This is a genomic window from Nocardia sp. NPDC058658 (assembly GCF_042716665.1).
In the GTDB taxonomy this organism is placed as follows: domain Bacteria; phylum Actinomycetota; class Actinomycetes; order Mycobacteriales; family Mycobacteriaceae; genus Nocardia.
On sequence record NZ_JBHXRR010000001.1, the window covers coordinates 868,626 to 882,160 of the forward strand.

General features: G+C 68.8%; 13 protein-coding genes and 1 riboswitch. Of the genes, 7 read left to right on the top strand and 6 right to left on the bottom strand.

The genetic code is table 11. From position 1 onward, the window contains the following. The first annotated feature begins 43 nt into the window (after positions 1-43). Positions 44-310, top strand: coding sequence for a hypothetical protein (locus ACFWUP_RS04020; RefSeq protein ID WP_379230479.1), 267 nt, complete (start codon positions 44-46; stop codon positions 308-310). Here ACFWUP_RS04020 and cobN read toward each other — a convergent pair. The 4 genes from cobN to ACFWUP_RS04040 all read right to left on the bottom strand — a co-directional run bounded on the left by cobN (position 280) and on the right by ACFWUP_RS04040 (position 6,912). Continuing rightward, positions 280-4,029: a cobaltochelatase subunit CobN gene (gene cobN, locus ACFWUP_RS04025; RefSeq protein ID WP_379230481.1), complete on the bottom strand. Its 3,750-nt coding sequence runs from the start codon at positions 4,027-4,029 to the stop codon at positions 280-282. The two genes, ACFWUP_RS04020 and cobN, sit on opposite strands and share 31 nt — an antisense overlap. A gap of 34 nt (positions 4,030-4,063) precedes the next feature. Continuing rightward, positions 4,064-4,191, bottom strand: a riboswitch (cobalamin riboswitch). A gap of 124 nt (positions 4,192-4,315) precedes the next feature. Beyond that, positions 4,316-4,798, bottom strand: a complete 483-nt coding sequence (locus ACFWUP_RS04030; protein ID WP_379230483.1) for a hypothetical protein — start codon at positions 4,796-4,798, stop codon at positions 4,316-4,318. A gap of 131 nt (positions 4,799-4,929) precedes the next feature. Next, positions 4,930-6,204 carry a MerR family transcriptional regulator gene (locus ACFWUP_RS04035; protein ID WP_379230484.1) on the bottom strand — a complete coding sequence of 425 codons (1,275 nt, stop codon included), beginning with the start codon at positions 6,202-6,204 and terminating at the stop codon, positions 4,930-4,932. Positions 6,205-6,237: 33 nt separating this feature from the next. Further along, the gene (locus tag ACFWUP_RS04040; protein WP_379230486.1) at positions 6,238-6,912 is read right to left on the bottom strand and encodes a hypothetical protein; all 675 of its coding nucleotides are present in this window, start codon (positions 6,910-6,912) and stop codon (positions 6,238-6,240) included. A 156-nt stretch (positions 6,913-7,068) separates the two neighbouring features. Between ACFWUP_RS04040 and cobG the strand changes: the two genes are divergently transcribed. From cobG to ACFWUP_RS04060, 4 genes are all read left to right on the top strand, one after another. Continuing rightward, on the top strand, positions 7,069-8,262 hold the full coding sequence (gene cobG / locus ACFWUP_RS04045; RefSeq protein ID WP_379230488.1) for a precorrin-3B synthase: 1,194 nt from the start codon (positions 7,069-7,071) through the stop codon (positions 8,260-8,262). A gap of 32 nt (positions 8,263-8,294) precedes the next feature. Next, positions 8,295-8,534, top strand: coding sequence for a type II toxin-antitoxin system ParD family antitoxin (locus ACFWUP_RS04050; RefSeq protein WP_379230490.1), 240 nt, complete (start codon positions 8,295-8,297; stop codon positions 8,532-8,534). Beyond that, positions 8,531-8,860, top strand: coding sequence for a type II toxin-antitoxin system RelE/ParE family toxin (locus ACFWUP_RS04055; RefSeq protein ID WP_379230492.1), 330 nt, complete (start codon positions 8,531-8,533; stop codon positions 8,858-8,860). The genes ACFWUP_RS04050 and ACFWUP_RS04055 overlap by 4 nt, the downstream gene beginning before the upstream one ends. Positions 8,861-8,947: 87 nt before the next feature. Further along, positions 8,948-10,039 carry an RNA ligase (ATP) gene (locus ACFWUP_RS04060; protein ID WP_379230494.1) on the top strand — a complete coding sequence of 364 codons (1,092 nt, stop codon included), beginning with the start codon at positions 8,948-8,950 and terminating at the stop codon, positions 10,037-10,039. An 86-nt stretch (positions 10,040-10,125) separates the two neighbouring features. Here the strand turns inward: ACFWUP_RS04060 and ACFWUP_RS04065 are convergent, their stop codons facing one another. Together ACFWUP_RS04065 and ddaH are read right to left on the bottom strand one after the other, a co-directional pair. Continuing rightward, a complete protein-coding gene (locus ACFWUP_RS04065; RefSeq protein ID WP_379230495.1) occupies positions 10,126-11,310 on the bottom strand; it encodes a low temperature requirement protein A in 1,185 nt (394 codons plus the stop codon). Between the two features lie 36 nt (positions 11,311-11,346). Then, positions 11,347-12,282, bottom strand: a complete 936-nt coding sequence (gene ddaH, locus ACFWUP_RS04070) for a dimethylargininase (RefSeq protein WP_379230497.1) — start codon at positions 12,280-12,282, stop codon at positions 11,347-11,349. Positions 12,283-12,414: 132 nt separating this feature from the next. Between ddaH and ACFWUP_RS04075 the strand changes: the two genes are divergently transcribed. Both ACFWUP_RS04075 and ACFWUP_RS04080 read left to right on the top strand, forming a co-directional pair. Beyond that, a complete protein-coding gene (locus ACFWUP_RS04075; protein WP_379230499.1) occupies positions 12,415-12,852 on the top strand; it encodes an Lrp/AsnC family transcriptional regulator in 438 nt (145 codons plus the stop codon). A 43-nt stretch (positions 12,853-12,895) separates the two neighbouring features. After that, positions 12,896-13,531: a precorrin-8X methylmutase gene (locus ACFWUP_RS04080; protein WP_379230501.1), complete on the top strand. Its 636-nt coding sequence runs from the start codon at positions 12,896-12,898 to the stop codon at positions 13,529-13,531. Positions 13,532-13,535: the final 4 nt, after the last annotated feature.

A 13,535-nucleotide genomic window follows, 5' to 3' on the forward strand; every position in this document is an offset into this window, starting at 1 on the left:
CGGTCCCCCAGTTGGTGACCAGGCTTGTCTGCTCGCCTCGATCGTGCGGTTCGTCTCGGGCATGTTCGCGCTGTCGATGCTGTACCTGTGGCCGCGCTGGCCGATCCTGTTCGAGGATCGCGCCCAGCACACAGTCGACGAGTTGAACCGCACTGTCCAGGAGATCGGGGTGGCCCATGGGGTGCGCGTCCTGTTCGGGCTGCTCACCGCGGTGTTCGCCGTGATCGCGGCGCTGCGGATCTACCGTGACCGGATTCTCCTGCAGGCCGCGTCGGCGGACTACTCCAGCTCGCCCTCGGTTTCGAGGTAGACCTGACGCAGTTTGTCGAGGGTTTCCTGTTCCGGGTGCTCCCACAGCTTGCGCTCGGCCGCTTCCAGGAGGCGTTCGGCGATGCCGTGCAGGGCCCACGGGTTGGACTGCTCCATGAACTTGCGGTTCACGTCGTCGAAAACGTAACTCTCGGAAAGCTTTTCGTACATCCAGTCGGCGACAACATTGGTGGTGGCGTCGTAGCCGAACAGATAGTCGACGGTGGCGGCCATTTCGAAGGCGCCCTTGTAGCCGTGGCGCCGCATCGCCTCGAGCCAGCGGGGGTTCACCACGCGGGCACGGAAGACGCGGGCGGTTTCCTCCGAGAGGGTGCGGGTGCGCACGGCGTCGGGGCGGGTGGAGTCGCCGATGTAGGCCTCGGGGTTCTTGCCGGTCAGCGCGCGGACGGTGGCGACCATGCCGCCGTGGTACTGGAAGTAGTCGTCGGAGTCGGCGATGTCGTGTTCGCGGGTGTCGGTGTTCTTGGCGGCGACCGCGATCCGCTTGTAGGCGGTGCGCATGTCGTCGGCGGCGGGGGCGCCGTCGAGGTCGCGGCCGTAGGCGTAGCCGCCCCAGGTGGTGTAGACCTGCGCGAGGTCGTCGTCGGTGCGCCAGCTCTTGGAATCGATGAGCTGAAGCAGGCCCGCGCCGTAGGTGCCCGGCTTGGAGCCGAAGATGCGGGTGGTGGCGCGGCGGGTGTCGCCGTGTTCGGCCAGGTCCGACTGGGCGTGTGCGCGAATGTAATTCGACTCGGCGGGCTCGTCGAGGTCGGCGACCAGGCGGACCGCGTCGTCGAGCAGGGCAAGGACGTGCGGGAAGGCGTCGCGGAAGAAGCCGGAGATGCGGACGGTGACGTCGATGCGGGGGCGGGCGAGTTCGTCGAGGGAGATCATCTCGAGGGAGGTGACGCGGCGGCTCGCTTCGTCCCAGACCGGTCGAACACCGAGCAGGGCGAAGACTTCCGCGATGTCGTCGCCCGAGGTGCGCATCGCCGAGGTGCCCCACACCGACAGGCCCACCGACTTCGGGTACTCGCCGTGATCGGCCAGGTAGCGGGCCAGCAGCGATTCGGCCATCGCCTGGCCGGTCTCCCAGGCCAGTCGCGACGGGACGGCCTTGGGGTCGACGGAGTAGAAGTTGCGGCCGGTGGGCAGGACGTTGATCAGGCCGCGCAGGGGCGAACCGCTGGGACCCGCGGGGATGAAACCGCCGTTGAGCGCGTGCAGGATGCGGGTGATCTCGATGCTGGTTTCGCGCAGGCGGGGCACGACTTCGGTTGCGGCGAAACGCAAGACGGTCTTCACCGCTTCCAGACGCCCACTCACGGCCACACTGCCCGCCGCGGCGGCAGCGCTGGCGTTCACCAGGGCGGCGGGGGTCGCGGCACCCGTCACGGATTCCGCAGCATCGTCGCTCACGTCCATCGACACGGGTGCCGTGGACGAATCGTCCACTCCCCCAGCGAGAATCGCGGTGGCGTAGTCGTCTACCAGCCTGTCGACTGCGTCGACCGACCAGTCCGTCGCCTGGAGAGCGCCGAGCAGTTCGCGGGCGCGGCTTTCCACCACGTCGACGCGATCGCGCGACTCGTCACCGGCTTCGCTGAGCCCCAACGCTTCTCGCAGGCCGGGCACGTTCTGTTCGCCGCCCCACAGCTGGCGGGCGCGCAGCATCGCCAGCACCAGGTCGAGTTCCATCTCACCTTCGGGCGCCTGGCCGAGGATGTGCAGGCCGTCGCGGATCTGGACGTCCTTGATCTCGCACAGCCAGCCGTCGACGTGCAGGAGCATGTCGTCGAAGACGTCTTCTTCGGGGCGTTCGGCCAGGCCGAGGTCGTGGTCCATTTTGGCCGCGCGCATCAGGGTCCAGATCTGCTGGCGGATGGCGGGCAGTTTGGCCGGGTCGAGGGCGGAGATGTTGGCGTGCTCGTCGAGCAGCTGCTCCAAACGCGAGATGTCGCCGTAGGTTTCGGCGCGCGCCATCGGCGGGATCAGGTGGTCGACGAGGGTGGCGTGAGCGCGGCGCTTGGCCTGGGTGCCCTCGCCGGGATCGTTGACCAGGAAGGGGTAGATCAGCGGCAGATCGCCGAGTGCGGCGTCGGTGCCGCAGGAGGCGGACATGCCGAGGGTCTTGCCGGGCAGCCATTCCAGGTTGCCGTGCTTGCCCAGGTGCACCATCGCGTCGGCGCCGAAACCGTCGGGCGCGGACAGCCAGCGGTAGGCGGCGAGGTAGTGGTGGCTCGGCGGCAGGTCGGGGTCGTGGTAGATCGCGACGGGGTTCTCGCCGAAGCCGCGAGGCGGCTGCACCATCAGCACCACATTGCCGAAACGCAGTGCGGCGATGACGATTTCACCCTTGGGATCGGCCGACCGGTCGACGTAGAGTTCGCCCGGCGGCGGCCCCCACGCCTCGACGACGGCTTCGCGCAGATCTTCGGGCAGGGATTCGAACCAGCGGGTGTAGGTGGTGGCGCCGATGCGAATCGGGTTGCCCTCCAACTGTTCCGCGCTCAACCACTCGGGATCCTGGCCGCCTGCGGCGATCAGCGCGTGGATCAGTGCGTCGCCGTCGCGCTCGACCAGCCCCGGGATCTCGTTGATATCGCCGAGATCGTAACCGGCGGAACGCAATTCGGTGAGCAGCCGGATCGCGCTGGCGGGGGTGTCGAGGCCGACGGCATTGCCGATGCGGGCGTGCTTGGTCGGGTAGGCCGAGAGCATGATCGCGATCCGCTTGTCCGCGGCCGGGATGTGGCGCAGGCGAGCATGCCGCACGGCGATACCGGCTACCCGGGCGCAGCGCTCCGCGTCGGGGACATACGCGGACAGGCCGTCGGCGTCGAACTCCTTGAAGGAGAACGGGACCGTGATGATGCGGCCATCGAACTCGGGCACCGCCACCTGGGTCGCGACGTCAAGGGGGGACAGGCCGTCGTCGTTGGCCTCCCACTGCGCGCGACCGCTGGTCAGGCACAGGCCCTGCAGGATCGGCACATCCAGGGCGGCGAGCGCGGCCACGTCCCAGGCTTCGTCGTCACCACCGGCCGAGGCGGTTGCGGGCTTGCTGCCACCGGCGGCGAGAACCGTCACCACGAGAGCGTCGGCGCGGCCGAGCAGGGCGAGGAGTTCGGGTTCGGCGGTGCGCAGCGAGGCCGCGTAGACCGGCAACGGCCGCGCGCCCTTGGCTTCGATCGCCTTGCACAGCGCCTCGATATAGGCGGTGTTGCCCGCCAGGTGCTGGGCGCGGTAGTAGACGACAGCGACGGTCGGGGCGTGCGGTTCGAGGATGCGCGCGGACCGGTCGAGTTCGCCCCAGGTGGGCAGTTGGGCGGGCGGCTCGAAACCGTGGCCGGTGAGCAGCACGGTGTCGGACAGGAAGTTGTGCAGCTGCAGCAGGTTCTCGGCGCCGCCCGCGGCGAGATAGTTGTGCGCGTCGGCCGCGACACCGACCGGCACCGTCGAGCATTCCATCAGCTCCGCGTCGGGCGCGATCTCACCGCCCAGCGCCACCATCGGCACCCCGCTGGCCCGAATCGCGTCCAGGCCCTCTTCCCAGGCGCGCTTGCCGCCGAGGATCCGCACGATCACCAGATCAGCGCCGTCGAGCAGCTCCGGCAGGTCCTCCACGAGCAGCCGGGCGGGATTGCCCCAGCGATACTCGGCGCCGCTTGCACGAGCGCTCAGGAGATCGGTGTCGGAGGTGGACAGCAGCAGGATCACAGGGTGAGACCTTCCTCGGGTTACGCGCCCATCGCAGGTTGCGGTGCTCGCCGGAGAGGGTCTGGCTGTTCACAGTGGCGCGACCGCACCGGATTTCCACCGGTTTCCTCGTCACCCGCCGAGCATGTCGATGCTACTGGGCCCGTCCCGCCCGCAACTTTCCAGCCCGTACCCACTGCTGGACAGGTGATCACCAGGCTCTGGTGGCACCGTCGGCCGAGAAGGAAAAACCACCAGTCTTGGTGCGCCGGCGGTGTTCAGGGCCCCCGCACCTTGGCGGCCGTCGTCAATGGGTGGGACGCCTGGCGGTGTCACCGGCGGTGATTGCGGTGGCGACTTCGGCGAGGGCGCGGCGGATGGTGTCGCCGTAGTCGTCGTCGCCCAGGGCGTGCAGGCATTCCCGGGCGGCGTCGATGTGGCGGGTGGCGGCGGGGAAGGCGCCGAGGCGGCGGAAGTTGTCGGCGAGGTTCAGGTGCAGGGAGGGAGAGAAGCCGGCCACCTGGATGCCCGCGTGGTAGTCGTGCAAGCGGGAGTCGGTGAGGGCGTCGGCGGCGTCGAGGGCACGGACGTCCCAGACGAGCGCTTCGGCCGGATCGTCGTAGGTGTCGGCCAGGTAGTGGGCGACGGTGCAGCGGTGCAAGGGGTCGCCTGCGGCGCCGATGTCGGCCCACACCTCGAGCAGGGCGGTGCGGGCGCAGTCGGGGTCGCCGGTGCGGAAGTCGTTGACGCCCTGGGTTATTCGGGACATGATCGGGTCGGCGGTGGTCATCGGGAGGTCTCCTCGGTGGGTTCGGATTGCCGACGTCGACAGGTCGCCGTTGTCGGCGGCGGACCCGAATGGGCGGGCCTGCCGACGATGCGGTGGAGCGGCACGGACCGCTCGAGGTCAGCGGATGGTCATCAGGCGGGTTTGCACGGCATTGCCAGGATCATCAGGTCGCCGTCGTCGGCGGAGCGGACCAGGACGGGCAGGTCCGGGGCGATGAGGTCGAGCATCACGTCGGGCCCGACGGCGCCCGCGACGGCGGGGTAGAGGGTGGTGACGGTGAAGTGGATCGTCATCGACGGGCCGGTGATCGTGGCGGGAAGGGTGCGTTCGGTGTCGTGACCGTGAACGTCGGCACGCTGAACTCGATGGTCGCCTCGACGGGGGAAGGTGCCACCGGGCGTGACGGTCACCGTGCTCGGCGGAAGTAGCCGCAGCGCAATTGTTGGCGCGCCGGCGTTTTCGAGCGCGTCGAGCAGGTCGGCGCGGGTGAACACGACTCGGGTGCGGACCGGGGGTAGCGCCGCCGGCATCGCTCGGTAGTCGGGGAAGTCCTCGGTCGAACTGCGGCAGTGGCGGCGGGCGTCGACGGACGCTCCGAACTCGCTGTTCGCGCTGCTGGACATTCCGCTACCTTGCGCAGATGAGCCGCTGCCATCGGAATCCTCAGTGGCCGTGTCGAATTCGATGCCCTCCGGTGTCGGCCGGATGGCCACGGCGTATCGGCGGCGCAGCCAGGAAACCGCTGAGCGTAGATCGTCAGCGTTGATCGTGGTCGTCCACGCCGTCGTGGTGGGGCGGGTCGGGCGCACGGTTCTGGTGGCCAGCCGGTAGCGATCTGTGGCGGTGAGGATCAATTCCTGCGCGGTCGCCTCGAACAGGATCGTGTCGAGCACCTGCATGGTCGGGTCGGTGACCGTGGCGGTGGCGACCTGGTCGATCGCGGCCGCCAGCGCGGGTCCGCTCACCCACAGGTCGTCGGCATGCGGTCTCGGTACACCGTCGAACCTGTGCTCTGTGTCGTCCCGATCGCTACCGCCACCGCTGAGTTCGGAATCCGATCCACGCAGAGCGAGGAGCGCGGCGCGGGCGGCTGACGCGGCGGCGCGGATCGTTTCCTGATGGCGATCGAGGTCGGTGAGATGGTGGTCGAGCAGGGCGATCGCGCGGAGAGGGTCGGGTTCGGCGAGGAGGGCGGTGACAGCGGGGAGCGGCATGTCGACCGCGCGGAGGTGGCGCAGGAGGCGGGCGGGGGCGGACTGGTCGGGTGCGTAGTAGCGGTAGCCGGTGGCCTCGTCGGTGGCGGCGGGGGTCAGGACTCCCGCGTCGGCGTAGAAGCGCAGGGCGCTGGCGCTCAGGCCGCAGGCGCGGGCGAACGCTCCGATGGTGATCAGGTCGGTGTCGGGCACCGATTGATCATCGGGGTTCGAGTGAGTCGAAGGTCAAGGCGTCGTGCGCTCGGTGCCCGCGGCGACCATGTCCGGGGAGCCCGTCCCGAGGTTGCGGTACACGTTGGCGATCACCAGTTGCCCGAGGGCGTTGTTGCCGACGCCGCCGATCACCGCGCCGATACCCGCCGGGATCAGCGTGCCGAACAGCAGCAGACCGCGTTTGACCAGGTAGTTCACGATGAAGCGCTTGGCCGGGGAGTCCGGCATGGACGACAGGCCGGGGATGTGGTCGGTGACGACCGAGAGCCACTGACCGGTCTTGTGCCCCGCGGTCTCGTCGAGCACCTTCGTGCCCGCTTCGCCGAGCACCACCTTCGACACCAGGTGCGCCTGCCGCGGGTCGTCGGGGTCGAGGCCGTACGCGGCGGCCGCGCCGACCGACAGCACCGACGACGCCTCGAGGAACACGAGCGTGTCGACACCGGTCGCCGCCAGACCGATCAGCGTGCCGACGCCGGGCACCGCGGCGGTGAGCCCGACCGTCACACCACTGGCGGTGACGACGACCAGATACTGGCGCGACAGCCGCTGCACGATCTCCACCGGCGCGTCGTCGGGATGCCTGCTGCCCAGCCAGTCGACGTAGCGATGCACAACCGGTGCCTGCGCTTTCGCGACCCTGTCGAGTGCGGGAACTACACGCTTGTCCACGAATTCACGCAACATGCGGCGACTCTCCTTGTCAGTACTCGGCCGGCGAAGGATCCGCCACTCACCCTAGGTGACTACCCCCGAAACGAGCAGTCATGCGAGTTGCGCTCGTCACGTCAGCAGGCCCGCCGTGCGGTTCGGGCAGCGACGGAGGCGTCGTAGGCTGGGCTCATGACCAGGAGTGCGCCCGATTCTTGCCCCGGAGTGCTGCGGTTGCACCAGGCCGCCGACGGCCCGTTGGCGCGGATCCGCGTGCCCGGCGGCCGCCTCGAATCGGCGCAGTTGCAGACCCTCGCGGATGCGGCGCGTGACCTGGGCAACGGCAATCTCGAGCTGACCTCGCGCGGCAACATCCAGCTCAGACAGGTGCGCGACGCCTCCGAACTCGCCCTGCGGTTGGGCGCGGCCGGGTTGTTGCCGAGCCAGACCCATGAACGGGTCCGCAATATCGTGGCTTCGCCGCTGTCCGGGCGGATCGGCGGTTTCGCCGATGTGCGGGATCTGGCGGTCGACCTCGACGCCGGACTGCTGGCCGATCCGCGACTGGGCGAGCTGCCCGGCCGAGTGCTGTTCACCCTCGACGACGGTCGCGGCGATGTGAGCACCCTGCACGGCGACATCGGCATTCACGCCGTCGGCGACAACGAGTTCGCTCTGCTCCTCGCGGGCTCCGATACCGGGCTTCGGGTCACCGCTGGCGAGGCGGTCGAGGTCATGCTCGACGCGGCGCGCGGCTTCCTCGACCTGCGCGGAACCAGCGACACCGGCCAGTGGCGGCTGCACGAGATCGCGGGCGGTGTCGAGTCGGTGGTCGAGACACTGGACCGCTCCCCCGTCGGCGAACCTGTCGAACTCGGTGCGGCACACGATATTCCGATCGGCTGGCTCGACCAGGACAACGGCTTGGTCACCCTCGGCGCCGCAGTACCACTCGGCACCCTCTCGGCCAGGACCACCGAATTCCTGGCCGCCGTCGAACGCCCCGTCTTCGTCACCCCGTGGCGCAGCCTGGTGATCACCGACCTCGACGAGGGCCCCGCTGAAACCGTGGTCCGAGTTCTCGCCCCGCTGGGCCTGATCTTCGACGCGAACTCCCCCTGGCTCCAGGTCAGCGCCTGCGCGGGCCGACCGGGCTGCGCCAAATCCCTCACCGACGTCCGCACCGACCTCTCCGCCGCCGTCGACTCCGACCGCGTCCTCCCGGAGCACACCGACACCCCCACCGAAACCACCCTCATACCCGCCGAAGACGTCACCGTCGCAGGCCGCCAACACTGGTCGGGCTGCGACCGCCGCTGCGGCCGACCACGTGGCCAGGTCACCGACGTCGTCGCCACCGACAACGGCTACCGAATCAGCCATTGACAAACTTTGCCATCAATTTCTAGCATTACTCCATGACCACCATGAACGTTTCACTGCCGGACTCGATGAAGGCGTTCGTCGAGGAACAGGTGGCGCAGCGCGGCTACGGTACGAGCAGCGAGTACGTTCGCGAACTGATCCGCCGCGAGCAGGACCGGGACCAGCTCCGCAACCTGCTCCTCGAAGGCGCCGGATCGGGCCCCGGCGAGCCCGCCGACGACGCGTACTTCGACGGCCTGCGTGATCACATCCGGACACGGTCCGGCGAGTGAGCGTCAAGCCGGTCCAGCCGAGCGTTCGCGCGACGGCCGATGTTCGCACCGCTCTCGATTACTACCTGGACGCCGGCGCCCCTGCCGCCGCTGACGGCTTCGTCGACGCCCTTCAGGCCACCTATCGACTGATCGGCCTGCAGCCCGGCGTTGGCTCCTCGTTCTACGCCCACGAACTGGATGTGCCGGGTTTACGCAGTCGCGCTCTCACACGGTATCCGTACCTCGTGTTCTACCTGGAGCGCACTGACCGGATCGACGTATGGCGGGTACTTCACCAGAGTCGCGACATCCCGACCCTCCTGCAACGTCCGGAGAAACCCTGACACTGCGCCGACACCTCGCGCGGAAACTCGATCGACGCCCCCGGGATCCTTTCGTAGGCTTGCCTTCTCACTACGAGGGGGTTTTCCATGTCCACACTGCAAGTGACGGCCGAGCGGCTCGTCGTTGTTCCGCATCCGAATGCCGATCGGCTCGAGCTGGCCCAGGTCGGGTTGTATCGGGCCGTGGTCGCGAAGGGGCGGTACACGACCGGGGATTTCGCGGTCTACATTCCGGAGCAGTCGGTGTTGCCCGACGCGCTGATCGACGAGTTGGGGTTGACCGGGAAACTCGCCGGTTCGCTGCACAATCGGGTGAAGGCGGTGCGCCTGCGCGGGGAGATCTCGCAGGGCATCGTGTGCACGCCGAGCGCACTCGACGGCGTGGATCTCGCGGTGGCCGCGAACGAGCGCACCGATTTCGCCGAGTCGCTCGGGATCGTGAAATGGGTTCCACCAGTGCCGGTTTCGATGTCGGGGCAGGTCGAGTCGGCGCCGGATCTGTTGCCGTGGGTCGACGTGGAGAACATCAAGCGGTTCCCCGACATCTTCAGCGCCGGGGAGCCGGTGGTGGCGACGGAGAAGATTCACGGTACCGCCTGCTTGCTCACCTACGTGCGCGAAGGTGACCGAATCCTGGTGTCGTCCAAGGGCGTCGGAGGTCGTTCGCTGTCGCTGACCGCGGCCGACGGCAACCTGTATTGGCGTGCCATTCGCGCCCACGGGCTCGACGGGGCCGCCCGCAAGCTCGCCGTCGCGCTCGACGCCGACCGCGTCGGCTTCTTCGGTGAGGTGTACGGCGCAGGCGTGCAGGACCTGCACTACGGTGCGTCCGCCGCGCACGACACCTCGCTCGGGTTCGGCCTGTTCGACGTCGCGGTGGACGCCGGTGGGCAGCCGGTGCGCTGGCTCGGCCATCACGAGATCACCTCGCTGCTCGACGATCTCGGCCTCACCCTGCCCCGAGTCCCGGTGCTCTACGAGGGCGCCTACGACGCGGAGTTGTTGATGGAGCTCGCCGAGGGCACCGAGACGGTCAGCGGCGCGGGCACGAATATCCGTGAGGGACTGGTGGTTCGGCCCGCCGTGGAGCGGCAGTCACCGATCCTCGGTGGCCGGGCGATCGGCAAGATCGTCTCCGCCGCGTACCTGTTGCGCGACGGCGGCACCGAGTACGAGTGAGCTCGACCACGCTACGCGCACACAAACACCCTTTTCGGTCGAAATATTGACCGATTACGCGGAAAGTGGGCGCGTAGCGTGGTTGTTCAGCGGCCTTCGGTGGTGCGCGAGGTCTCGGAAGCCACGGCGGCCGCGAGGGTGACCATCACGCCGAGCACCAACCACACTCCGCCGATGTGCGGGGCCGCCCAGCCGAGCACGAGGGCGACCACCAGGCACGGCACCGGCCATCGCAGCAACCATCGCGCCCCGGCGCTGCGCACTCCGCCGAGACCACACACCAGGAAGAACGCGGCGAGGCCACCGCCGAGCACCCAGCCGAGTCCGACAGGCAGATGGCCCGACGGGTGGGCCGCGACCAAACCCAACCCGCCCGCGACCGTCGCGATCGCACCGCTGATCGCGCAATGCACGGCCATCACCCGCTGATAGGGCAGTCCGACCGACTCCCCGGCCTCGCCCATCAGGCGCGGCACGAACCCGAAGCGCAAGGTCAGCGCCCACATCGCGATCAGGCACAGGAATGCCCCCGCCCCGATGACGCACACCGCCAGGGTCCATTCCTCCACCGAGATCGCGGCGATCACCGAGATCACGCCCTCGCCGAGCACGATGATCAGGTACTGGCCGAGCCGTTCCCCCAGATGTGGCGCGTCGGCACGCAGCGCTTGCAGTTTCGGCGGCGTCGCCTCGCGCGATTTCCGACCCGAGCCGCGGCGCAATCGAGCCCGCACCCTCCGTTCGGCGTCGACCATCATCCGTTCGGAGTCGACGGCGAACATGATCCACAGGTCGATCGCCAGTCCCACCGCCCAGAGCACGAACTTCCACGGCGCGGGCACCCACAGCGACACCAGCCACGGCACCGTGCCCGCACCGATCTGCGCGATCGGCCAGTCCACCACGATCTGGCCGCGCCGCCACGCCGTCGACGACGCCACCCGCACCAGCAGATAGATCGCGGCGAAGACGTTCATGTGCTCGTCGGGCGCACCACCGACGGCGGCCATCATCACGCACAGACCGAACATGCAGCCGAACACCATGGTGGTGCGGGCCTGCTCGCCCGCGACATTGCTGTACACGGTCACACATGCCCACACCACCCAAAAGGCAAGGTAGAGAAGCACATACAGACCGAACTCGCTCAGCGAGGGCCCGCGGTGCAGCAGGTGGGTGAGCTGGCCGATGCCCGCCACGGCGACGAGATCGAAGAACAACTCGGTCCAACTGGCGCGCCGTTCCTCGGTGGAGTGCGCAGGAGTCACCATTCGCCCAGTATGTGGGCGGACGACGTGCCGGTCGGGCTACCCGGCGGTCGTGTCGCGTCGGGTGTGGAGCTCGAGCACGCAGCACTTCACGCCGCCGCCGCCCTTGCGCAGTTCGGACATGTCGACCGGAACGGGGACGAATCCGCGCTCGCGCAGCTGGGCGATGAGGCCGGTGGCGCCGGGGTCGAGGAAGACGTGTTCGCCGTCGCTGAGTCCGTTCAAACCGAAGGAGACCGCGTCGTTGTCGTCGGCGAGGATCGCGTCCGGGTAGAGCGCGGTCAACACCTCGCGGGCGGCGGGGCTGAATGCCGCCGGGTAGTAGGCGATGGTCGCGTCGTCGAGGACCATGAGCGCGGTGTCGAGGTGGTAGAAGCGCGGGTCGACCAGTTCGAGGGACACGACCGGGATCCCGAAGAACCGCACGACCTCCGCGTGCGCCGAGAGCGAGCAGCGGAACCCGACACCGGCCAGAATCCTTTGCCCGGCGAACGCGAAATCGCCCTCTCCCTCATTGGTTTCGGCCGCGGCGGCCAGCTCGCGCAGTTCGCGGGCGGCGAACCAGCGGTGGAAGGCGGGGCCCTCGGCGGCGCGTTCGGGGTGGGCGAAGCGGGCCGACAGCGCGTGTCCGCCGATCACGATGCCGCTGTTGGCGGCGAAGACCATGTCCGGCAAGCCGGGTTCGCCGGGCACCGTTTCCACGGTGTGGCCGTGCGCCTCCAAGGTGGCGCGCAGGATCTCCCACTGGGCGAGCGCGCGGGCCCGGTCGACCGGGGCGGCCGGGTCCATCCACGGGTTGATCGCGTAGGTGACCTCGAAATGGTCGGGACGACACAGCACGTAACGGCGCGAGGAAGCCGCCCGCGCGGGCACATTGAGCGCGGGCGCTGGCACATCTAGCGCGGACGCGGGAATCGTGGAGGCTGAGGCGTGCGGCGCGGGCGCCGAGGTGCGAGGCGGACTGGCGGCGGTCATCAGGACTCCTGGTGTCTGCGCGGACGGTTCAACCGACCGTATTCGCCGTTGCGTTGCACGGGGAACACTGATTCGTTGTGCATTTCGATGCCAGAATGGGCAATCATTGCGCGCGACGACCCAAGGAGTGACGTGGACGATATCGATCGCCGTATTCTCGCCGAGCTACTCGTGCGCGCCCGCGCCTCGTTCCAGGAGATCGGTTCGGTGGTCGGACTGTCCGCGCCCGCGGTGAAACGGCGGGTCGACAAGATGGTCGCGAGCGGCCAGATCACCGGGTTCACCGCCCAGGTCAACCCCGCCGCGCTCGGCTGGACCACCGAGGCCTACGTCGAGGTCTACTACCGCGACAACATCTCCCCGGCCGAGCTGCGCCGCACCCTCGAACCGATTCCGCAGGTCGTCGGGGTGTGGACAATCGCGGGTGAGGCCGATGCGCTCGTGCACGTGATGGCCACCGATATGGCCGAGATCGAGGTGACCGTCGAACGGATCAGGGAGAATGCCAGGGTCGGGCGCACCCGCAGTTCGCTGGTGATGTCGCGCATTCTCGAACGCCCCCGCACCTGAGCCGCGCGAGACCACGTCAGACCCAGGTTCTAGGGTTGTCGGCATGTCCGACGTGCGTGCCAGCTACCTCACCGACGGGGCCGAGATCTATCGGCGCTCGTTCGCGACGATCCGCGCCGAAGCGGATCTCGCCGGTTTCCCCGCCGATGTCGAGCGGGTTGCGGTGCGGATGATCCACGGTTGCGGGCAGGTCGACCTGGCCGCCGATATCGCCTACTCCCCCGGTGTGGTCGCCGCCGCGCGCGCCGCCCTGCACGCGGGCAAGCCGATCATCTGCGACGCCAACATGGTCGCCTCGGGGGTGACCCGCAAACGCCTGCCCGCCGACAACGCGGTGCTGTGCAATCTCAAAGACCCGCGCGTGCCCGACCTCGCCGCACAACTGGGCAACACCAGGTCGGTGGCGGCGCTGGAACTGCTGCGCGACCAGCTCGACGGTGCGGTGGTGGCCATCGGCAACGCACCGACCGCGCTGTTCCACCTGCTCGACATGCTCGACGCCGGTGCGCCGCGACCCGCCGCCGTCATCGGTATCCCGGTCGGGTTCATCGGGGCCGCCGAATCCAAGCAGGCGCTGATCGAGTTCGGCGGGATCGAGTATCTCACCGTGCGCGGGCGCCGCGGCGGGAGCGCGATCACCGCGTCGGCACTGAATGCTATTGCGAGCGAACAGGAGTGAGTGA

What these genes read in the sequence shown, in the direction of transcription:
- cobG (WP_379230488.1), top strand. Translation starts at nt 7,069, where the DNA reads ATGACCAGGAGTGCGCCCGATTCTTGCCCCGGAGTGCTGCGGTTGCAC.
- ACFWUP_RS04050 (WP_379230490.1), top strand. Translation starts at nt 8,295, where the DNA reads ATGACCACCATGAACGTTTCACTGCCGGACTCGATGAAGGCGTTCGTC.
- ACFWUP_RS04080 (WP_379230501.1), top strand. Translation starts at nt 12,896, where the DNA reads ATGTCCGACGTGCGTGCCAGCTACCTCACCGACGGGGCCGAGATCTAT.
- ACFWUP_RS04065 (WP_379230495.1), bottom strand. Translation starts at nt 11,310, where the DNA reads ATGGTGACTCCTGCGCACTCCACCGAGGAACGGCGCGCCAGTTGGACC.
- ddaH (WP_379230497.1), bottom strand. Translation starts at nt 12,282, where the DNA reads ATGACCGCCGCCAGTCCGCCTCGCACCTCGGCGCCCGCGCCGCACGCC.
- ACFWUP_RS04060 (WP_379230494.1), top strand. Translation starts at nt 8,948, where the DNA reads ATGTCCACACTGCAAGTGACGGCCGAGCGGCTCGTCGTTGTTCCGCAT.
- ACFWUP_RS04040 (WP_379230486.1), bottom strand. Translation starts at nt 6,912, where the DNA reads ATGTTGCGTGAATTCGTGGACAAGCGTGTAGTTCCCGCACTCGACAGG.
- ACFWUP_RS04030 (WP_379230483.1), bottom strand. Translation starts at nt 4,798, where the DNA reads ATGACCACCGCCGACCCGATCATGTCCCGAATAACCCAGGGCGTCAAC.